General features: G+C 72.0%; 17 protein-coding genes. 5 read left to right on the top strand and 12 right to left on the bottom strand.

The window, feature by feature from the left end; all coding sequences use genetic code 11:
- Positions 1-31 precede the first annotated feature (31 nt).
- Positions 32-673: a site-2 protease family protein gene (locus VIS07_00325; protein HEY8513939.1), complete on the bottom strand. Its 642-nt coding sequence runs from the start codon at positions 671-673 to the stop codon at positions 32-34.
- 40 nt (positions 674-713) lie between these two features.
- Positions 714-1,580: an SDR family oxidoreductase gene (locus VIS07_00320; protein ID HEY8513938.1), complete on the bottom strand. Its 867-nt coding sequence runs from the start codon at positions 1,578-1,580 to the stop codon at positions 714-716.
- A 106-nt stretch (positions 1,581-1,686) separates the two neighbouring features.
- Between VIS07_00320 and VIS07_00315 the strand changes: the two genes are divergently transcribed.
- Entirely contained in the window at positions 1,687-2,832 is a 1,146-nt protein-coding gene (locus tag VIS07_00315; protein HEY8513937.1) for an acyl-CoA dehydrogenase family protein, read from the top strand.
- Positions 2,833-2,978: 146 nt separating this feature from the next.
- Here VIS07_00315 and VIS07_00310 read toward each other — a convergent pair whose 3' ends face one another.
- From VIS07_00310 to VIS07_00290, 5 genes are all read right to left on the bottom strand, one after another.
- On the bottom strand, positions 2,979-5,786 hold the full coding sequence (locus VIS07_00310) for a DUF4215 domain-containing protein (GenBank protein ID HEY8513936.1): 2,808 nt from the start codon (positions 5,784-5,786) through the stop codon (positions 2,979-2,981).
- Between the two features lie 341 nt (positions 5,787-6,127).
- Entirely contained in the window at positions 6,128-8,209 is a 2,082-nt protein-coding gene (locus tag VIS07_00305) for a hypothetical protein (protein HEY8513935.1), read from the bottom strand.
- 298 nt (positions 8,210-8,507) lie between these two features.
- The gene (locus VIS07_00300) at positions 8,508-9,890 is read right to left on the bottom strand and encodes a sigma-54 dependent transcriptional regulator (GenBank protein HEY8513934.1); all 1,383 of its coding nucleotides are present in this window, start codon (positions 9,888-9,890) and stop codon (positions 8,508-8,510) included.
- Positions 9,887-11,386, bottom strand: a complete 1,500-nt coding sequence (locus VIS07_00295) for a HAMP domain-containing sensor histidine kinase (protein ID HEY8513933.1) — start codon at positions 11,384-11,386, stop codon at positions 9,887-9,889. The genes VIS07_00300 and VIS07_00295 overlap by 4 nt, the downstream gene beginning before the upstream one ends.
- A 62-nt stretch (positions 11,387-11,448) precedes the next feature.
- On the bottom strand, positions 11,449-11,901 hold the full coding sequence (locus VIS07_00290; protein ID HEY8513932.1) for a hypothetical protein: 453 nt from the start codon (positions 11,899-11,901) through the stop codon (positions 11,449-11,451).
- Between the two features lie 345 nt (positions 11,902-12,246).
- Between VIS07_00290 and VIS07_00285 the strand changes: the two genes are divergently transcribed.
- Together VIS07_00285 and eno are read left to right on the top strand one after the other, a co-directional pair.
- Entirely contained in the window at positions 12,247-13,707 is a 1,461-nt protein-coding gene (locus VIS07_00285) for a glycosyltransferase family 39 protein (GenBank protein HEY8513931.1), read from the top strand.
- Positions 13,708-13,826: 119 nt separating this feature from the next.
- Positions 13,827-15,113 (top strand): phosphopyruvate hydratase, encoded by a 1,287-nt coding sequence (eno, locus tag VIS07_00280; protein HEY8513930.1) that lies wholly within the window; start codon positions 13,827-13,829, stop codon positions 15,111-15,113.
- Between the two features lie 33 nt (positions 15,114-15,146).
- Here eno and crcB read toward each other — a convergent pair whose 3' ends face one another.
- From crcB to VIS07_00260, 4 genes are all read right to left on the bottom strand, one after another.
- Positions 15,147-15,524: a fluoride efflux transporter CrcB gene (gene crcB / locus VIS07_00275; GenBank protein HEY8513929.1), complete on the bottom strand. Its 378-nt coding sequence runs from the start codon at positions 15,522-15,524 to the stop codon at positions 15,147-15,149.
- Positions 15,521-16,507 carry a fatty acid desaturase family protein gene (locus tag VIS07_00270; protein ID HEY8513928.1) on the bottom strand — a complete coding sequence of 329 codons (987 nt, stop codon included), beginning with the start codon at positions 16,505-16,507 and terminating at the stop codon, positions 15,521-15,523. Before VIS07_00270 ends, crcB begins: the two co-directional genes overlap by 4 nt.
- A gap of 29 nt (positions 16,508-16,536) precedes the next feature.
- Positions 16,537-17,418 carry a PaaX family transcriptional regulator gene (locus VIS07_00265; GenBank protein ID HEY8513927.1) on the bottom strand — a complete coding sequence of 294 codons (882 nt, stop codon included), beginning with the start codon at positions 17,416-17,418 and terminating at the stop codon, positions 16,537-16,539.
- An 85-nt stretch (positions 17,419-17,503) separates the two neighbouring features.
- Positions 17,504-17,953 carry a nuclear transport factor 2 family protein gene (locus VIS07_00260; GenBank protein HEY8513926.1) on the bottom strand — a complete coding sequence of 150 codons (450 nt, stop codon included), beginning with the start codon at positions 17,951-17,953 and terminating at the stop codon, positions 17,504-17,506.
- A 95-nt stretch (positions 17,954-18,048) separates the two neighbouring features.
- On the opposite strand from VIS07_00260, the gene VIS07_00255 reads away from it, so the two are divergent.
- Together VIS07_00255 and VIS07_00250 are read left to right on the top strand one after the other, a co-directional pair.
- The gene (locus VIS07_00255) at positions 18,049-18,666 is read left to right on the top strand and encodes an SGNH/GDSL hydrolase family protein (protein HEY8513925.1); all 618 of its coding nucleotides are present in this window, start codon (positions 18,049-18,051) and stop codon (positions 18,664-18,666) included.
- A complete protein-coding gene (locus tag VIS07_00250; protein ID HEY8513924.1) occupies positions 18,663-18,869 on the top strand; it encodes a hypothetical protein in 207 nt (68 codons plus the stop codon). The genes VIS07_00255 and VIS07_00250 overlap by 4 nt, the downstream gene beginning before the upstream one ends.
- Positions 18,870-18,990: 121 nt before the next feature.
- On the opposite strand, the gene VIS07_00245 is transcribed toward VIS07_00250, so the two are convergent.
- Positions 18,991-21,168 carry an FdhF/YdeP family oxidoreductase gene (locus tag VIS07_00245; protein HEY8513923.1) on the bottom strand — a complete coding sequence of 726 codons (2,178 nt, stop codon included), beginning with the start codon at positions 21,166-21,168 and terminating at the stop codon, positions 18,991-18,993.
- Between the last annotated feature and the right edge of the window lie 109 nt (positions 21,169-21,277).

Below are 21,277 nucleotides of genomic sequence, written 5' to 3'. Positions count from 1 at the left end.
TGGCGCGGCGCCGAGGACCGTGACACCGCGCTCAGCCGAGCAGAAGCTGCATCACGGCGCGCTGCGCGGGCGCGAGCACCCGTCCGATCACTCCGGTGACCATCGCGAGCAGCAGGATCGCCATGCCCCAGCGGCGCAGCGCGAACGCGACCGGATGGAGGCTTCTCGGCAGCAAGCTCACGAGCACGCCGAAGCCGTCGAGCGGCGGGATCGGCAGCAGGTTGAAGAGCGCCAGCACGACGTTGATCAGCACCGAGAAGAAGGCGAGCAGCAGCAGCAAGCCGAGGACGCTGTCGCTGAGCGGTCCACGGACCTGGTCGCGCAGCGCGAACACGACGAGCGCGAACGCGATCGCGAGCAGCACGTTCGAGAGCGGGCCCGCGGCCGACACCAAGAGGTTCGCCTTGCGCGGCTCGCGCGTCCGCCGCAGGTCGACCGGCACCGGCTTCGCCCAGCCGAACACCGGCGCCCCGGCGAGCGCGAGCACCACCGGCACGACGATGCTGCCGACGGGGTCGATGTGGCGCAGCGGGTTGAGCGAGATGCGGCCCAGGTCGCGCGCCGTGGTGTCGCCGCAGGCGAGCGCGACGAGACCGTGCGCGGACTCGTGGAACGAGACCGCGAACAGCAGGGCGAGGACCTGCAGGGTGATCAGGACGGCGTCGCTGGGCATTCTTTCCTCTAGATAAGGCGTACGGCGCTCGGCGCCAGCTTCAGGCCGTCGCGCCGACCATCGCGCGCCGCTCGGGATCGGTCAGCTCCAGGCTCAGCTCCCAGAGCCGCTCCGCGGCCTCGCGGTCGTGCGACGCGGCGGAGCTGCGCGCCTCGTGCGAGTTCTTGAAATAGCGTCCGGTCACGCCCACGAGGAAGGGCGACGTCGCGACGTACAGCGTCGTCTCGGCGCCGCGGTCGGGCGTGCGGAAGAACGGCGCCAGCATGCGGATCAGCACCTTCGCCCAGGTGCCGTTGTTCTTGCCGAGCCCGGTCGCGACCGCGCCGGGGTGCACGCAGTTGACGGTGACGCCGGTGCCGTCGAGGCGGCGCGCGAGCTCGTAGGTGAAGAGCAGGTTCGCGAGCTTCGAGTGGCCGTAGACCTTCATCGCCTTGTAGCCCGACGCGAAGCCGACGTCGTCGAACTGGATCCCCTTCACGAGCTTGTGCGCGTCGGAGCCGACGTTGACGATGCGCGCGGGCGCGCTCTCGCGCAGGCGCTCGAGCAGCAGGAGCGTGAGGAGAAAGTAGGCGAGGTGATTGACGGCGAAGACGGTCTCGATGCCGTCCTCGGTGGTCGTGCGCTGCAGGTTCACGACCCCCGCGTTGTTGATCAGCACGTGGATGCGCGGGTAGCGCGCGAGGATCTCGCCCGCGACGCGGCGGATCTGCGCCTGCGAGGCGAGGTCGGCGAGGAAGACGTCGATCGCGGCGCCCGTCTGCTCGCGGATCTCGCGCGCCGTGGCCTCGGCCTTCGCGCGGTCCCGGCAGACGATGCCGACGGTCGCGCCGCGCCGCGCGAGCCCGAAGGCCGTGGCGCGTCCGATGCCCGACGTGGCGCCGGTGACGATCGCGACCTTGCCGTGCACGCCCCGGGGTTATCGGCCAGCTGGCGCGGTCTGGCAAGTCGAAGCGGCGCCGGATAACCACCGTGGCGGGCCGCCGACCACCAACGCGGGCCCGCGAGGAGCGATCATGGCGAGCGAGATCTACGACAGCCCCGATCACGAGGCCTTCCGCGCCGTCGTGCGCAAGTTCGTTCAGGAGGAGCTGCTCCCCCGCGCGCGCGAGTTCGACCAGATGGGGCGGATCGACAAATCGCTCTACCGGAAGATGGGCGAGCTCGGGATGCTCGGCATCCGCTACGACCCGAAGTGGGGTGGCGCCGGGCTCGACTGGTCCTACACCACGGTGATGTACGAGGAGCTCGCGCGTTGCGACAACGCCGGCGTCACCATGGGCATCAGCGTGCACACCGACATGGCGACGCCCTCGCTGCACCAGTTCGGCTCCGACGAGCTGCGCGAGCGCTTCCTCGTGCCGGCGATCAAGGGCGAGATGGTGGCCGCGATCGCCGTCACCGAGCCCGACGCCGGCTCGGACGTCGCGGGCATCAAGACGCGCGCGGTGCGCGACGGCGACCACTGGGTGATCAACGGCAGCAAGATCTACATCACCAACGCCGCCACCGCGGACTTCCTCTGCCTGCTCGCCGTCACCGATCCGGACGCGGGCTACGGCGGCTTCTCGCAGATCATCGTGCCGACCGACACGCCGGGCTTCAGCTACCGGCTGCTCGACAAGATCGGCAACCGCGGCTCCGACACCGGGCTGCTCTTCTTCGAGGACGTCCGCGTCCCGGTCGCGAACACGATCGGCGACATCGGCCGCGGCTTCCAGCAGCAGATGATGCAGTTCCAGGACGAGCGCCTGGTCGCGTGCGTGAGCTCGAACGCGGCGTCGTTCGATCTCTGGGAGAAGACCAAGCGCTGGTGTCAGGAGCGCGTGCTGTTCGGCAAGCCGCTCAGCAAGATGCAGGTGACGCAGTTCAAGCTCGTCGAGATGCTGACGCGCCTCACCGCGGACCGCGAGATGATCCACGCCTGCGTGCGAAAGCGCATGCGCGGCGAGGACGCGACGCTCGAGATCTCGATGGCGAAGCTGCTCGTCGGACGCACGGCGCGGGCGGTCGCCGACGAGTGCATCCAGCTGCACGGCGGCTTCGGCTACATGACCGAGAGCGCGGCCGGACGCGCGTTCGTCGACGCGCGCCTGATCAGCATCGGCGGCGGCGCCGACGAGGTGATGATCCAGTACATGGCCAAGATGCTCGGCCTGTAGAGGATCCGTGAACGATCGCTGACGGGCGCCCGTCCGCGCGGCCCGCGCTGGCGCCCGTCGAGATCAGAACAAGGCGAGGGCGAGAGCTGGCAGCGGCCGGCGGCGCGTCACGCGATGCGCCGCCGGCCGCTGTCGTTTTCAGCCCGTCACTTGGCGGGCAGGCACTTGAGCCCGAGTGGGTCGATGTCCTTCTTGCCCGACGCGAGGCGCGCCTCGAGGCGCAGCGTCACCTTGCGCTTGCCGGCCGGGACGTCGATCGTGAAGCCGTCGCTGCACACCTCGCCCGGACCCGCCGGGAAGGTGAAGCTCTCGACGGCGCCCTGCAGCGCAGCGCGCGCTGCGATGTCCTCGGGCTTCTTCGCCGCGGGACCGGGCGCCTTCACCGCCGCGCTCGACACCTGCGCCGCCGAGCAGCCGAGACGCGCGTCGTCGCCGCCGAGACACGCCCACAGGCGGAAGCGGCAGTTGCCGGGCGTCGGGTCGAAGTCGCAGGTCGGGTCGTTGTCGGTGCAGACCTGCTGCGGCTTCGGCACGCCCTTGGCGTTGGTCGCGACGTTGTCGAGCTCCATCGCCCACTCGAGCGCGCAGTCGAGCGGCTTCGCGCCGCCGCCGGGGATGCGCAGCTCGGGCGGCAGCTCGGTGCAGGTCGCGCTGCAGCGGCTGTTCGGCGTGCCGTTGAGCGGCCCGTCGTCGCACTGCTCGCCGCACTCGAGGACGCCGTTGCCGCACGCCTCGATGCGGCAGGTCGACGTGCAGCCGTCGCACGACGCGGTGTTGCCGTCGTCGCACTGCTCGCTGGGCTCGAGGATGCCGTTGCCGCACACGCTGGTGTTCGGCGCGCACCACAGACGGACGAGGTTGCTGCTCATCGTGCGGCCGCTCGTGTCCTTCGCGAGCACGTTGAAGGCGCGCCGCCCGATGCCGCTCGGCGGATGCTTGACCTTGAAGTTCATCGTCTCGGTGCAGACGTCCGTGCCGGTGAGCGGCGGGCCGCTCTGCAGGATCGTGCTGCCGGAGCGCACCTGGCCGCCGAGCGCCTTCAGCGCGTTCGCGAGCACCTGCGCGTTGTGCTGGTCGAGCGGGTTCGAGCCGCCCGGAAGCTGCGGCTGCTTGATGTTGATGTACTCGATCGGATCCGGCGAGCAGGTGGGGATCCGGTCGTCCGGAACCCGGATGCACAGCCGCGCGTCGAACGTGCAGACGCCGTCGCGCGTGCCGTCGAGGTCGCAGCCCGGATCGCCGTCGGTGCAGGTCTGCGTGTTCGACGGGAACTGCGTCTTCGGATTGATCGCCGGGTTCGCGAAGGCGAGCTTCCACTCGGCCATGCAGCCGGCGGTCGCGAGCGTCGCGCCGGGCAGCAGGACACCCTCGGTCGGCGGCAGCGTGCAGTTCGCCTCGCAGCCGTCGCCGGGGATGGTGTTGCCGTCGTCGCAGGCCTCGCTGCACTCGCGCAGGCCGTCGCCGCAGACCGCGTCGATGCGCGTGCAGTCGGCGCTGCAGCCGTCGCACGACTCGTTGTTGCCGTCGTCGCACGCCTCGTTCTCGTCGAGCTGGCCGTTGCCGCAGGCCGCGAGCTCGACGCAGTCGGGCAGGTTCGGATCGACGGTGATGGTCGCCGCCGGAACCACCGTGCCGGTGATCACCGGCGCGAGGCCGCGGTGCACGATCCGGTTCACCGGCGCGCGCATCTGGCCCTGGACCGTGGCCAGGCCGCCGACCTTGATCTCGTTCACGCCCGTGCCGGCCGCGCCGCGCGCGTCGAGGAAGCCGCTCGGCCCGACGGTGACGTTGCAAGCCTGCAGGCTGACGGTGCCGCCGTTGCCCGCGCCCGCGCCGACGTTGGTCCCGGTCGCCTCGACGTCGAGCACGTCGAGCACCGACATGTCGCCGAGCGCCAGCACGGAGATGAAGCCGCCGTCGCCGGGAGCGCTGAGATCGATCGTGCGCAGCGTCGCGTGACGTCCTGCTTTGATGTCGACGAAGCCGCCGGTGCCGAAGCCGTTCTCGGCGCTTGCGCCCGAGCCGCGCGCGATGATGCTCCCGCCCGCGAGCTGCGTGAAATCGACGCCGGCCGTGATGTCGATGACGCCGCCGCCGCAGAAGGTGCCGCCGCTCGCGTTGATCGTCGCGCCGACCGTCACCGAGCCGCCGGCGTCCATGGTCACGTCCGAGCCGAAGTCGCAGATCGTTCCGAAGTCGAAGCCCGACGAGCCCTGACCCGTGATCGCGGCGCTGACGACGATGTCGCCGCCGGCGAAGATGTCGATCGAGCCGCCGGCGCCGCCGGAGCCGCCGCTCGCGTTGATCGCGGCCGACAGGTTGACGTTCCCGTTCGCGGAGTCGATCGAGATCGAGCCGCCGCCCGAGCTCGCGCCGGAGGTGGTCAGCGCGCCGGCCACGGTGATGCTGCCGAGCGCCGTGAGGTCGATGCCGCCGCCCGCGGAGAAGTTGCCCGTGGCGCCGGCGTTGATCGGCTGGTTGATCGTGATCGCGCCGCCGGCCTCGATCGAAACGTCACCGCCGATCGCGTCGGCGCCCGAGGCCGAGGTGTCGAGCACGCCGTCGATCTGAACGTTGCCCGAGGCGAGGAGGAAGATCGATCCCGCCTGGTTCGCACGCAGGTCGATCCGCGAGCGGTTCGAGCCGCTGCCGAGGAGCTGGATGTCGCCGCCGGTCGCGGTGAGCGATACCGACGAGTCGGCGCCGCCGACGATGCGCGCGCCCGCCTGCATGGTGATCGAGCGCGCGTCGATCGAGACCACCTCGACGTTGACGACCGCGTTCGATGCGAACACCAGGTCGACGTTGCCGAAGTCGAGCGCGGCGCCCGAATCGATCGTCTTCGCGCCGGTCACCGTGCACGGATTGCCCGTACACAGGTCGGCGGGAACGGTGGCGGCAGCCGGCTGGGCTGCGAGCAGAGCCACCGTCACGACAGCGGCCAGCGACAACATCGACTTCACGGGGACACCTCCGGGCTACGTTCGTTCTCGGCGCTACCGACCAGCAGAGGCGACGCACCCGCCGGAAACCAGTCCAGAAGAAAGATCAGGGCGTTGGAAGGAAGGTGTTCGCACCGTGCACGGATGGAACCAGCTGTGGTGATCACGTCCTCATGCGGAGATGAAAGACGCACTGAGCTACCACGCCCGTTGCACGGTGGACAACATAGAAAAAGCGGTGTCTCTCGAATGCGCAGCTGCGGAGCGCGCACTGCGGTAGACGGAGGTCCCGGCGCAGGTGCGCGTGCGCCCGCGACCGTCGGGACGCGCACGCCGCCGAGCGGACGACCGCGTCACCTACAGAGCACGGAGCCCTGATCCTCGCTCGTCTCGCAGGCGTGCTCCGGGCCGGCGAAGAGCAGCTCGCCGCAGCGCCCGGTCGCGCTCGGGTCGAGCACGACCGTCAGCTGCAGGTTGCCGAACAGCGGCAGCGAGCTCAGGTCGAGCCCGCCGCCGACCACCGTGAACTGGTAGCGACCGTGCTTCGCCGTGCGCACGAGCCTGACGTGGCGGACGACACCCTCGAGCGGCGCCTTGCTGCGGAAGCGGTGCGTCCGCCCCCTGCTCAGGACCTTCCAGCCGACGCCGGTCTTCCGGTCGAACTCTCCCGGCGGGACCCGGACGTCGAACAGCACGCTGCCGTCGGCGGCGTGCAGCAGCAGCCGCACGCCGTGGACGTGCGGCGCGAGCGCGACGTCCTCGGGGAGCGTGATCATCCCCGTGATCCTGACGTGGTCGTCGCCGGGCGGCGTCTGCAGGCCGCGGAAGCGGATGGTCGTGCGCTCGAGCGGCACGCCGCCGACGCACGGATCGCAGGCGTCGCCGATCGTGTCGTCGTCGAGGTCCTCTTGCTCCGGGTCGTGGTCGAGCGGGCAGATGTCCTCGTCGTCGCAGACGCCGTCGTCGTCGGCGTCGGGGAGGCCGTCGTCGGGACCGCACTCCGGCGAGACGCCGTCGCACACCTCGGCGAAGTCGCAGGCGTCCGCCGCCGGGCGGCACACCGTCCCCGCCGGGGCGACCGTGCAGGCGCTCGTGCAGCAGCCGGCGTCGATGCCGCCCGTGTCGCAGGTCTCGCCCGCGTCGAGGACGCCGTCGCCGCAGGTCTCGACCACGAGCCGCACCAGTCCGAGATCGGTGTCGTTGCCGTTGCGCGTCGCGCCGGCCAGCACGATGCGGCCGTCGTCGTCGAGCGCGACCGCGTAGCCCTCGTCGCTCCGGTTGCCGACCTCGATCAGCGCGACCCCGCCGTCGCCGAACGTCGGATCGAGCGCGCCGTTCGCGAGGTAGCGCGCCACGACCCAGCGCAGCACGCCGCCCGGCAGCCGCGCGCGTCCGGCGATCACGAAGCGGCCGTGCGACGCGGCGGCGACCGCCTTGCCCTCGGCGAGCTCGCCGAAGGACGTCGTGACGAAGCCGCCGGAGAAGCTCGTGTCGAGCGCGCCGTCCGCGTCGACGCGCGCGGCCGCGAGACGGTAGCGCCCGTCGACGCGGCTCTCGCCCGCGAGCAGGATCTTGCCGTCCGGCTGCAGGACGAGCGCGTTCGCTTGCTCGACGCCGTCGGTGGTCGAGATGCGGACGACGCCGCTGCCGGCGAAGCTCTCGTCGGGCGCGCCGCTCGCGAGCCGTCGACCGACCAGGAAGTCGTACGTGCTGCCGTCCGCCGCGTAGCCGGCGAAGACGATGCGCCCGTCGTCGTCGTGCGCGACCGCGGTCGCCTCGTCGTTGCCGCTACCGACCCCGAACCTCAGCTGACCGCCCTCGCCGAAGGTCGGGTCGGGCGCGCCGCTCGCGTCGTAGCGGACCAGCGCGACGTCGCGGTTGGCGCTGTTGCGCGCCCAGCCGGCGAGAACGACGCGGCCTTGGTCGTCGAGCGAGACGGCGAGGGCGCGCGCGTCGCGCGTGCCGAACGCGGTCGCCGCGAGGCCGCCCGCGCCGAAGCTCGGGTCGAGCGTCCCGTTCTCGAGCAGGCGCAGGGCGACGAACTGCTCCATGCCGCCCGGGAACAGCACGCCGAAGCCGGCGACCACGATGCGTCCGTTGGGCTGCAGCGCGAGCGCCTGCGCGCGGGCGCGCACGCCGACGGGGATCCTGACCACGCCGCCGTCGCCGAAGGTCGGGTCGAGCGAGCCGTCGGCGAGCAGGCGCACGACCGTCGGCTGCTGGTTGCCGCCGCTCGAGTAGCCGGCGGCGACGATCCTCCCCACGGGGTCGACGGTCACCGCGAACAGCTCGTCGGTGTGACCTCCGGGCAGCCCGGGGATGGTGACGGCGCCGCCGTCCCCGAACCCGGGATCGAGCGTGACCGCGACCGCCGCCGCGTCGCTCGCGCGGGCGCACAACAGCAGCACGAGCAGGAGCGAGATTGCGTGGGCCATGGTGCCGCGCGCGCGGAGCAGATCCCGTTCCGTCGCGGATTTCCGCGTCGCTGCGTCGCTTCCTCGTGCGCGGCCGCGCGTACGCCGTCGCACGCGCGCACGGCGCGGGCGGCTGGCTGCAACCGTGAAGCATCGTGCGCCGCGCGTGGGGCATCGTTCCCCACGTGGCGGAACGGCACGCCACGGCGTGGCGCTTTGCCACGGGGAGGGCGGTCGAGCGGGCGTGCGCGCAGCGAGCGCACCGCGCCACGCCGCGCCGCGCTCTGCGTGTGACGAACGCGCTACGGAGCCGGGCGCGCTACGCGGAAGACCCGGACGCCGGCTGGCTCTCGCCGTAGCGCTCGAGCTTGCGGTAGAGCGTCTTGCGGTCGAGGCCCAGGATGCGCGCCGCGAGCGTCTTGTTGCCCGCGACCGCCTCCATCACGCGCAGGATGTAGCGCCGCTCGACCTCCTCCATCGGCACGAGCTCGGAGGGGTCGTCGCTCGCGATCAGCACGTGCGAGCGGCGGTACGAGCGGATCTTGTCCGGCAGGTCGTCGACCATGATCTGGTCGTAGCGGGCGAGCGTCACCGCGCGCTCGATGCAGTTCTGCAGCTCGCGCACGTTGCCCGGCCACGGGTAGGCGAGCAGCTTCTCGGCCGCCTGCGGCGACAGGCCGGTCACCGGGTGTCCCGAGCGCTCGCAGACGCGTCGGATGAACTCCTGCGCGAGCAGCAGGACGTCGCCGGCGCGGGCGCGCAGCGGCGGCAGGTCGAGGTGGATGACGTTGATGCGGAAGAACAGATCCTCGCGGAAGCGTCCTTCGTCGACGGCGGACGCGAGGTCGCGGTTGCTCGCCGCGATCACGCGCGCGTCGAACGACACCTCGGTGTCGCTGCCGAGCGGACGCACGACGCGCTCCTGCAGCGCGCGCAGCAGCTTGGGCTGCAGTCCGAGCGGCAGGTCGCCGATCTCGTCGAGGAACAGCGTGCCGCCGTTCGCCTGCACGAACAGCCCATTGCGCGCCGAGCGCGCGTCGGTGAAGGCGCCGCGCGCGTGACCGAAGAGCTCGCTCTCGAGCAGCGTCTCCGGCATCGCGGCGCAGTTGATCGCGACGAACGGACCGCGGCTGCGGCGTCCGCGGCGGTGCAGCGCGCGCGCCACGAGCTCCTTGCCGGTGCCGCTCTCGCCGGTGATCAGCACGGTCGCGTCGGAGTCGGCGATGCGTCCGATCATGTCGCGCAGCTTGCGCATCGCCTCGCTGACGCCGAGCAGCTCGTCGTCCGGACGATCCTCGCGCACCTCGCGACGCAGGCGCTTGACCTCGTCGCGCAGCCGCTTGTGCTGCACGGCGCGGTCGAGCGCGAACAGCAGCTCGTCGATCTCGAAAGGCTTGGTGAGGAAGTCGTAGGCGCCGACGCGGATCGCGGCGACCGCGGTCTCGAGGCTGCCGAACGCCGTGATCACGATCACCGGCACGTCGGGGAAGCTCCCGACCACGCGCTCGCAGAACTCGAGGCCGTTCATGCCCCGCATGTTGAGGTCGGTGACCACGGTCTCGATGTCGGCGAGGCCGATGCAGTCGAAGGCCTCGCTCGCCGACTGGCGCGTGATGACGTCGAAGCCCTTCTTGCGAAGCCCGGCTTCGAGCAGCTCGCACATGCGGCGGTCGTCGTCGACGATGAGAATGCGTCCGGTCATGCCACTGCTTTTCGTTCGGCCGGCCGAGGCGGCGAGGCCGGGGGTAAGACGATGGAGAAGCGCGCGCCGTGCCCGAGCTCGCTCGATACCTCGATCCAGCCGCCGTGCTCGCGCACGATGCCGTAGGCGACGGCGAGACCCAAGCCGGTCCCCTCGCCGACGTCCTTGGTGGTGAAGAAGGGCTCGAAGACGTGCGGCAGGTGCTCGGGCGCGATCCCGGGCCCGGCGTCGACCACCGTGAGCTCGATGAGATCCTCGCCGTTGGTCTCGACGTCCGCTTGCCCGGCCGCCTGCGCCGCCGGACGACGGGTGATCGCGAGCGACACCGTGCCGCCCTGGGGCGTCGCCTGGATCGCGTTGACCACGAGGTTGGTGATCGCCTGCTGAAGCTGGTTGCGGTCGGCGCGCACGGGAGCCGCTTCCGGAGCTTCCGCGACCTGCAGGGTCACCCCGCGCTTCTCGGCGAGCGGTCCGAGCATGGCGAGCGTGCTCGCGACGATGTCGCCGAGGTCGGCGTCGTCGAGCTTCGGTCCGGTGCGGCGCGAGAAGTCGAGGAGCTGGCGGATGATCGTCGTCATGCGCTTCGTCTGCTCGACGATCACGTCGGCGCTCGCCGCGGTCTCGGCCGGCGACAGCTCGCCGCTGCGGATCATCCGCGCGTGACCCGAGACCACGTTGAGCGGCGTGCCGAGCTCGTGCGCGACGCCCGACGCGAGCTGGCCGACCGTGCGCAGGCGGTCGACGTGGCGCAGCTGCTCGATCGCCTGGATGCGCGCCTCGGTCTCGCGCGCGGTCTCGCGCTGCGCCTCGGCGAGGCGCTCGCACATCGCGTTGATCTCCTCGGCGAGCTCGCCGATCTCGTCGCGCTGGCGCAGGATGAGCGGGCCGGAGAGGTCGCCCGCGCCGACGCGACGAGCCTTCTCGCTCAGCAGGCGCATCGGGCGACCGACGAAGAGCACGCCGATCACGGTCGCGATCAGCCCGCAGACCAGCGACACGCCGAGCGCGGTCAGCAGGATCGTGATCTGGCTCGCGCGGATGAAGCTCTCCTCGCGCACCAGCGACTCGGACAGCTCGAGCGCGGCGGGCGGGCGTCCGCCGATGAGCAACGGCCAGTACATGTAGCGGCGCTGTCCGTCGTCCTCGTAGCGGACGAACGTCACCACGTCCCCGCGCAGCAAGGTCTTGACGTCCTCGGGCGAGAGACCCGGCGGCAGCTCGCGCGGACGGCGCTGGTCGAGCCAGATCCAGCGCAGGTCGATCTCCTCGCGCAGCAGGTTGACTTCCTCGACGAAGCGCTGGGCGCGCTCTTCGCCGTCGTCGCGCCACAGCGCTTCGATGCCGGACGCCAGCGCGCGCGCCGCCGCACGCAGGTCACGCTCGGTGTCGGCCTCGAAGAACTCCATCTGGCTGCGCAATCGTAGGTACGCGTTGCACGCCATGACGGCGAAGATTCCGACCACCAGCGCGAAGATGAGCTTTCGAGCGAGCTTCATCGGGCCGCCCAAGCATCATCGGTCGTGGGGGCGCCGCTGTCGAGTGCGCTGGCGGGGGCCGCTCATCGCTCCGCGACGACGATCGTGACGGCGTCGCCGAGCGGGGTCTGAACCTGGTAGGGCAAGGGGTGCTTCGCGGAGCGCCCGATCGGCGGGTAGATCACCGACACCCCCGCGACCCCGGGGCGCAGCGGGGTGACGAGGCCCGGCGGATCGCCGTTGCGGCCGTCGCCGACGCGCAGGATCGTCGGGTCGGACGAGTTCCAGGCGACGTGCTCGTCGAGCGCAACTGCCTTGCCGTTCGCGAGCTCGAGGCGGGCGGTCAGCTTGAGGCTCTTGCCGACCATCGCGCGCAGCGGACCGCTCGCCGGCTGCGGCGCGATGACCAGGCGCCGGGGCTCGGCGGCAGCGCTCGCACCCGAGATCTCGGGGTCCGTCGCGAACAGCGCGAGCGCCGCCGCCAGCGCGACGAGGGCAACTCGTGAAAAGCGAGCATCGAGGAGGAGAGTCGGCATCGGGTGTTCTCGGAGAGCAGGATCGGGATTGCCGCTTTTTTGTCTGCAGCCGCGGCGTCGCCCATGCAGCCGACGTGCCGCGAAAGCAGGCTGCGCGCGCGGCAGGCAACCGCACGAAGAGCGAGCATCGACGTGGCGTGCGACGTCGCCCGTGGCGACGATGCGCACATCGGGCGCGAGGCGTCCTGCCACGCGTGGCGAATTGCCACGCCTCGCGGCGCACCTCGGCGCGCGCGTCGCGCGCGTCAAACGCGAAGCGAAGGATCGTAGGTCTTGCTCGCGCGCGCGGCTCCGTTAGAGGAGCGAGACGTGGCGACCGTGGCTCTTGACGCGCGTGGCACGCGGGTGAGCAGCGCTCGCGGGACGCGCGTCGTGGTGCTGGTCGCGGTGCTCGCCGCGACCTGCGTGCTGCTGCCCGGTCTCGGCCACACGCCGCTCGTCGACTGGGACGAGGGGATCTACGCGGAGGTCGCGCGCGGCGTGCGCGAGCACGACGCCTGGCGGCTCACGTGGAACGGCGAGGCGTACAACCGCAAGCCGCCGCTCCTCTTCTGGGCGATCGCCGCGTCCTACGAGGTGTTCGGCGTGAGCGAGGCGGCGGCGCGGCTGCCGTCGGCGCTCGCCGGCGTGGCGACGGTCGGCGTCGTCGCCGCCGTGGTCGCGACGCGCAGCGGACCCGTGGCGGGTCTGCTCGCCGCGGCGCTGCTCCTCGGCTCGACGCTCTTCCTCGAGCGCGGCGGACGTCGCGCCTGCACGGACTCGCTCGTCATCCTGTTCTCCGCGATCGCGCTCTGGCGCGCGACCGCGAACCCGGGCACGCGGCGCGCGCGGATCGAGGCGGGCGTCGCGATCGGGCTCGGGATCCTCGCCAAGGGCGCGGCCGGCTTGATCGCGCCCGTCGCGCTGCTGCTCGCCGCACCGCTCGACCGCACGCGCCGCGCCGACTGCGCGTGGATGATGGCGGTCGCGACGCTGGTCGCGGCCCCCTGGTACGCGGTGCAGCTCTGGATCGGCGGCACGGAGTTCCTCGCCTCGCACGTCGGCTTCGAGCTCATCGAGCGGGCGCTGCGGCCGATCCACGGCGACGGCGCGCCGTGGTGGTACCCGCTCTGGGTGATGCGCTGGAACGGCGGCGTGTGGGTGCCGGTCGTGGCGCTCGCGGCCGTGCTGCGCGCGTCGGTCGACGCCGAGCTGCGTCCGGGGATCCTGCCCTGGCTGTGCTTCGCGGCGCTGGTCGTCGCGGCGTCGATGTCGATGCAGACCAAGCTGCCGTGGTACCCGCTGCCGGCGCTGCCGATGCTCGCGGTCGCGGGCGGGCTCGCCGCGGCGCGCGGCGCCGCGCGCTCGTGGACGGCGGTGCGCTCGGTGGCGCTCGCGGGGCTCGGCCTCGTCGCGCTGCACTCGCTCGCGCTGACCGGCACGGCGCGGCGCACGGTGATCGACGAGGAGCTGCAGTTCGTGCCCTTCCGCGACCTCGGGGCGCGCATCGCGCTCGCGCTGGGCGAGGAGCCCTTCATCGGCGCGACCCGGGAGAACCCGACGCTGATCTTCTACGGCGGCCGTCCCATCCGGATCTATCAGGAGGAGGAGCTGAGCCGTCTGCTGCGCGATCCCGACAGCCTGCCGCGCGCGGGCCTCGTCCCGGTGGCCGAGGCGGACGCGCTGCTCGGCGGCGGTGCCGAGGAGATTGCGCGCTTCGGCGACCGGGTGCTGCTGCGCTTCGCGCCGGTCGCATCCGTTCCCCCGACCGCGGCGCAGGACGTCGAGGCGATCGACCCGGCGGCGGAGCCGGCGCACGACGCCTGACCGACCGCGTCGGCGCACGCTCGACTGCCGCAGGTCTGGGTCGTAAAGAACGACGGGCCCCGAGGCCCGGCGCCGGCGTTCGTGCCGTCGCCTGCAAACGTTCAGGAGGGATTCCCGTCATGGCCGTCGCAACCACCATCGCCGCCGTCTCGGCGCGCGAGATCCTCGACTCGCGCGGCAAGCCGACCGTCGAGGCCGAGGTCCGCCTCGAGGGCGGCGTCGTCGGCCGCGCCGCCGTCCCGAGCGGCGCCTCGACCGGCGCGCACGAGGCGCTCGAGCTGCGCGATGGCGACAAGAAGCGCTACCGCGGCGCCGGTGTGACGAAGGCGGTGGCGAACGTCCGCGGCCCGCTCGCCAAGGCGGTCGTCGGGCTCGACGCGCGCGAGCAGGCGCAGGTCGACCAGGCGCTGCTCAAGGCCGATGGCGACCCGCTCAAGCGGACGCTCGGCGCCAACGCCATCCTCGCGGTGTCGATGGCGACCGCGCGCGCGGCGGCCGCCGCGGAGGGCGTGCCGCTCTACCGCTGGCTCGGCGGTCTCGCCGGCGACGACGCGACGCTGCTGCCCGTCCCGTACATGAACGTCCTGAACGGCGGCCAGCACGCGGTCGGCGGCGTCGACTTCCAGGAGTTCATGCTCGCGCCGACCGGTCTGCCGACCTTCGCCGACGCGCTGCGCGCGGGCAGCGAGTGCTACCACGCGCTCAAGGAGATCCTGCACGAGCGCGGGCTGTCGGTGAACGTCGGCGACGAGGGCGGCTTCGCGCCGGCGCTGGCGCGCAACGAGGAGGCACCCGAGCTGCTGGTGCGCGCGATCGAGAAGGCGGGCTACCGTCCGGGCGAGGACGTCGTGCTGGCGCTCGATCCGGCGACCACCGAGCTCTACGAGAACGGCAAGTACTCGCTGTCGCGCACCACGGGCGAGTCGAAGTCGAGCGACGAGATGATCGCGCTCTGGGAAGAGTGGTGCGCGAAGTACCCGATCGTGTCGATCGAGGACGGGCTCGCCGAGGACGACTGGGACGGCTGGGTGAAGCTCACCGAGCGCCTCGGCAAGAAGATCCTGCTCGTCGGCGACGACCTCTTCGTCACCCAGAAGGCGCGCCTCGAGCAGGGCATCGAGCGCAAGGTCGCGAACGCGATCCTGGTCAAGCTCAACCAGGTCGGCTCGCTCAGCGAGACGCTCGAGACCATGGCCGTCGCGCGGCGCGCGGGCTACGCGCGCATGGTGTCGCACCGCTCGGGCGAGACCGAGGACACCTTCATCGCCGACCTCGCGGTCGCGACCGGCGCGGGCAAGATCAAGACCGGCGCGCCGGCGCGCTCGGAGCGCGTCGCCAAGTACAACCAGCTGCTGCGGATCGAGGAGGAGCTCGGCGCGCGCGCGCGCTACGCCGGCAAGTCCTGACGCCTCACGCCTGCGACGCTCGGGCGCTCGGACTCAGAGCGAGCGCCCGAGCGCGAGCCCGAGCACGGCGCCGAGCACCGACAGCGCGACGCTCGCGGCGACGTACGCGAGCCCGGCGCCGATCGCGTCACGCTCGAAGAGCGTCACCGTCTCGACGCTGAACGTCGAGAACGTCGTGTAGCCGCCGAGGAAGCCGACGCCGAGCAGGAGGCGCACCTCCGGCGGCAGGCCGAGGCTCGCGATCGCGCCGTAGAGCGCGCCGAGCGCGAAGCTGCCGGTCGCGTTGATCGCCAGCGTCGCCCACGGGAACGCCGAGCCGAGCTGCCCGTCGATCCACATCGACAGCAGGTAGCGCGTGATCGCGCCGCAGAAACCGCCGGCGCCCACGCAGAGCAGCGCCCGCAGCGTCACGCCGGCTTCGAGGAGGCCTCGCGCAGCACGCCGAAGTAGCCGCGCGCGATCCAGGCGCCGTCGAGCACGCCGCGGTCGCGCAGCATGCGGTGCAGGCGCGGCAGGTTGTAGTGCGGGACCGTCATCAGCAGGTGGTGCTCGAGGTGGTAGTTGACGTAGTTCGGCGCGATCAGGAGCCGCTCCCACCACGACGCGAGCGTCGTGCGCGTGTTGCGCAGCGGATCGGCCGGGTCGGGCGCGAGCGCGTGCTCGGCGATCGCGCGGATGCGCGTCACGAGCTGGAAGGTCGTCATCCAGGCGACGACCCACAGCAGGTAGAGCCACGGGTGGCCGGCGAGCCAGAGGATCCCGAAGAGCACGGCGTTCGTGACCGCGACGCCGCGCAGGTTCTTGACGCCGCCGAAGGTGCGCGCCTGGTTGCCCTTCGAGAGGCCGAGGTCGCGGCGCAGCGTCGCCTTGACGCGCTTCCAGCCGGTCTGCCCGGTGAGGTCGCGGATGATCTTGCGCTTGAGGCTCGCGCGCGTCACCGGAAACGGCGTCACCAGGCCGAGGTCCGGGTCCTCGACGGTGTAGTTCTTGGCGTGGTGCCGCAGGTGGTACGGCCGGTAGGGCTCGAGGTCGGTCCACACCGGGTAGGCGCAGAGCCAGTTGCCGGCCCAGTCGTTGAGCTTGCGGTTCGAGAACAGCGCGCGGTGCGCGGCGTCGTGCATCAGGATCGCGAACCCGAGCTGGCGCGAGCCGATGACGAACAGCGCGACGATCACGGTCAACGGGTTCGGCCAGTAGGCGACCAGCGCCATCGACGCGAAGACCAGGCCCCAGTTGAGCGCGATCGAGCCCCAGGAGCGCAGGTCGCGGTGCTTGACGAGGTCCTGGATCTCCTCGCGGCTCAGCGCATCGAGCCAGCGCGGCGGGCGCTCGCTCGACTGCGGCACGCGCGATTGCGGTTCGCTCGACTGCAGGTCGGTGGCGGTCCGTTGCATGGCGTCTCCTCGCATGGCGTCAAGTAACGTCAAGGGACCTCGGCGCGCGCTTCGCCCGAGGGCGAGCCGCTGCCGCCGAACCGGAGGTGCGCGGGCGTCGCGTCGGGCACGGCGCCCATCTCGCGCATGAAGCTCGACCAGCACTTCCGTCCGGCGAGGTCGTAGCGGAGCATGGTGTCGACCAGCGCGCGCCGCTCCTCGCTCGGCACGAGCGGATCGGGCAGCCGCGGGTCGAAGACGATCTGGCGGATGGCGCGCCCGCCGAGCAGGAACGACTCGCGCATCGCCTCGTCGCGCGGCAGCGTCGGCAGGCGGCGCTCGCTGCGCTCGAGCTCGACGATCGTGCGCCGGTAGGCGAGGCGCAGGCTCGCCGTGTCCCACAGCGTGGCGGCGCGACGCGCGGTCTCCGGCGCGAGCGCGTGCAGGCCGACGACCTCGGCGCCGGGCTCGAGCCCGAGCTCGAAGAGGCGCTCGCGCACCCCCGCGACGCCGCCGACGAGGTTGTCCGGCCGGACGGCGAGCCCGGGGCGCAGCTCGCGGAAGCCGAGGAAGGCGAGGGCGCGCTCGCCGCGCGCGCGCGCCGAGCGTGCGCCGGGCGCGCCCTGCGCGGCGCTGCCGCGAAACACGGCGATCCAGTCGTCGCCGTTCCACGGACGTACTTGACGCTCGGCGGTCCGCCACGAGGTCGTCTGCCGGTTGACCGCTTCGGCGCGCGCGCCGAGACGGTAGGATCCGGTGGCGTCGCTCGTCACCAGGCCGGCGGCGCGCAGCCGCGCGAGCGCGACCCGCAGCGCGTTCTCGCTGATGCCGAACACCGCCGCCGCCGCGATCAGCGCGCGGACGGGCAGGGCGCGGCCGTCCTTCACGCTCGACAGCAGGTCGAGGATCAGGCTCTTCGGCGTCGGCGCCACGAATCTGTATTACATCGAATGGCGTGGTCGACGCAAGACTGTAATGGCGAGGAATGGGTCGGTCGTTCTGCCGCGACGCTCCGGCTCAGGTCTCGCGCGCGCGGCGGCGCGCCGTCCACGAATCCGGCGCGAAGCCGTCGAGCCGCGCGCGCCGGTAGCGGAACAGCCAGCGCCCGTCGCGGCGGACGTACTCGTCGCGGTAGCGGCCCCAGTGGTCGGGGCCGCGCTCGGTGACGACGAAGAAGTAGCTGGTCCCGCGCGCGGCGTCGGGGCCGTCGACCTCGATGCGCAGGTTCGAGACGTGGTGGCGGATCAGCGCGGCCTGCGTCTTCTCGCGCAAGTTCGATCCGGTGCCGGTGAAGAAGGCGCGCAGCGCGGCGCGGCCGCGGACTTCGTCCGCATCGCCGGCTTTTAGCACGGCGTCGTCGGCGAACAGCGCGACCAGCTCGTCGAAGCGGCCGCCGTCGGCGAGGTGCGCGTAGGCCGCGACCAGCTCGCGGATCTCCTCGCGTGCGATCAGCTCCCAGGTCTCCACCCGAACCTCCGTCGCTGCGACATCGCAGCTGCCGTGCCGGGGAATGAGACTTGCACCCCCGGGCGGCGCCGCACAACATGGCCCAGGAGCCGCACATGAGAGCAAAGCTTGCTTCGATCACGATTCTGGCCTGCGTCGCCGTCGCGAGCGCGACCGCGCATGCGCAGTCCCTGCAGCCGGGGCAGCGTCCGCCGACGCGGATGCTCGCGATCGGCGACTCGATCACGCGCGCGTTCGACGCCACGCTGCCGGCCGACAACCTGAGCCAGAGCTGGTCGAGCGGCTACCGCGGCTTCCTCGAGCGCCTGCTCAACCTGCCGAACGTCAAGTCGCACAACCAGCGCATCTCGGCGAACTTCGGCGACTCGGGACGGCGCAACATCGTCGTCGCGCGCAACGGCGCGCGCGTGCGCAGCCTGGTCGATCAGGCGCGTCAAGCACGCTGGCGCGGCATCACCTACGCGACGGTGCTGCTCGGCGGCAACGACGTCTGCCGCGACTCGATCGAGGACATCCCGACCGACGAGGAGTTCGCGAACGACGTCATCGCCGGCCTGCTCGAGCTGTTCAACGCGCTGCCGAAGGGCGCGACGGTGCAGGTGGTCGCGATCCCCGACATCAAGCGGCTCTACGACATCGGCATCGACAAGACGGTGCTCGGCATCGTCGACTGCGAGTTCCTGTGGCGGTTCACCGCGCTCGGCTTCCCGTGAGCGTGCGCCGCGCGGCGCGCGACGGCGAGCGCGAGAGCGTCGATCCGGACGATCCCGAGTCCATCGCCCGCGCGCGCGAGCGCACCGAGGCGATCCTCGCCGCCGACCGGACGTTCCGCGAGGTGCTCGGGGTCGGGCTCTCCGACCTCGCCGCGGCCAACGCCGGCGCGCAGGTCGAGGACCTCGCGCCGCCGGAGCGCTGAGCGCGGCGCGGAGGACGCGGTCTCTCGGAGCGCGCGCTGGTGAAGGGCGGGCCTGCGACGAACGCCTCGGCGCGCGGCGCGAGCGCGAAGGGCGCGGTCGTGAAGCGGTCGCGGCGGCGGCTTACAGCGGCGTCACGGCCGCGGCGACCGACTTGAACACCGGCGTCGCCGACGCCGGGTCGATGGTGCGCGGGATCAGCACGTTCGCCTCCGGGTAGTACATCGCCATGTTGCCCGGCGGCAGCGGCGCGAAGCGCACCAGCGCCTCGAGCGAGCCGGTCGCGTTGTGCACGCGCACGCGCTGGTTGCGGACGAGCCCGCGAGCGCGCGCGTCGTCCTCGTTCATCATCACCACGTCGCGTCGCTCGTTGCCGCGGTAGAGGTCCTCGTCCTCGTAGACCACGGTGTTGAACTGTCCCTCGGAGCGCAGGGTCATGAGGCGCAGCTCGCCGTCGCGCAGCGGGAAGTCGGGCACCGGCGTGACGGCGGCGCGCGCCTTGCCGGTCGGCGTCGCGAACGACGGCGAGCGCAGACGGCGTCCCGGGATCTCGAACTCCGCGCGCGAGCGCTCGACCTCGGCGACCCTCTCGTAGCCCGGCACGACGCGCGCGATCGCGGCGCGGATCGCATCGTGGTCGCGAAGGCTTCCGAAGTCGATCGGTCCCTGCGGCAGCGCCATGCCGGCGAGCGTCGCGATGATCTCGACCTCGGAGCGCATCTCGCTCGACGCCGGCTCGGCGCCGCCGTCGGAGACGCGCACGTAGTTGAACATGCTCTCCTGCGTCGTGCACTGGCGCTCCTCGTCGCGTGCCAGCGCCGGCAGGAGAAGGCACGTGCGGCCGCGGCCGTGCACGTGGCCCTCGTTGAGCTTGGTGGTGACGTAGACCGTCGTGCCGATCCGCTGCAGCGCGGCGCCGGTGAACGCGCGGTCGGGCGACGCAGCGAACAGGTTGCCGCCGAGCAGCAGCGCGAAGTCGATCTCGCCGCGCGCGGCGGCCTCGACGGAGGCGAGCGTGTGCATGCCCTCCGAGCGCGGCACGGTGATGCCGTAGAGCTCCTCGAGATGGCGCACGAACTCGTCCTTCAAGCGCGGGCTCACGCCGACCGAGCCCACGCCCTGCACGTTGCTGTGGCCGCGGATCGGCAGCAGCCCCGCGCCCGGGCGTCCGAGCATGCCGCGCGCGAGCGCCAGGTTCACGATCGCCTGCACGTTGTCGACGCCGTGCGCGTGCTGCGTGATGCCCATCGCCCACGCGAACACCGTCGCGCGCGACGCGACGAGCGCGTCGACCGCGGCGCGCACCTGCTCGTCCGGTACGCCGCACGCTGCGAGCAACGCCTCGCGCGAGGTCGCGCGCACGTCCGCGTCGACGGCGTCCCAGCCCTCGACGTGACCCGCGAGGAACTCGACGTCGGCCTGACCGCGCTCGACGACGTCCTTCAGCAGGAGCTTCAGCAGGGCGATGTCGCTGCCGACGTGCGGCTGCAGGTAGAGGTCCGAGACCTCCGAGCCGAACAGCATGCTGCGCCAGTCCGACGGCACGCGAAAGCGCACCAGACCGAGCTCGCGCAGCGGGTTGATCACGATCACCTTGCCGCGGCGGCGGCGCAGCTCGATCAGCTTGGTGATCAGGCGCGGGTGGTTCGACGCGGGGTTCGCGCCGATCACGACGGCGAGGTCGGCGCGGTCGAGGTCGTCGAGGCCGATGGTCGCGGTGCCGGTGCCGATCGCGCGCTGCAGGGCGACGCCCGACGCCTGGTGGCAGTAGTACGAGCAGTTGTTGACGTTGTTCGTGCCGAAGACGCGCGCCACGCACTGCAGCAGGAACGCCGCCTCGTTGCTGCTGCGGCCCGAAGAGTAGAAGAACGTTCGCTCGGGCGGGGCGGCGCGCATCGCGTCGGCGGCGATGCGGTAGGCTTCGTCCCAGGTGCAGCGGCGGTAGTGCTGCTCTCCCGCACGCCAGAGCACGGGGAAGCCGAGCCGCCCGGCGTGCTCGAGCTCGCGTCCCGTCATGCGCTCGAGGTCGGCGACCGTGCGGGTCGCGAAGAACGCCTCGTCGATCGGCGGCTGCATGTCGGCCGCCTGCGCCTGCACCGACTTCTTGCACACCTCGGGGAAGCTGCCGGCCTCGTTGCGCATGCCGCCGCGCTGACCGCCCATGCCGACCGCGCACGTCTTGCACGCGTTGTGCGCCGCGAGGCGTCGCGTCAGGCGCACGACGCCGCCCGCCTCGCGCGCCTTGGCGAGCGTGTAGCGCAGGGCGGAGAGACCGCCTCCCGCACGTGGCTCCTTCGTCATTCCCAACGCTCCCTTCGGCCGTCCTATCACAGCTGGTGCTGTCGCACCTGCTTGACAGCGACGTGCCGGATTGGAAAGGGTGACGCCCTCGTTACACCTCGATGACCAT

Source organism: Candidatus Binatia bacterium, assembly GCA_036563615.1.
GTDB lineage: Bacteria > Desulfobacterota > Binatia > UBA12015 > UBA12015 > DATCMB01.
This window is presented reverse-complemented; position numbering and strand designations above follow the sequence as displayed.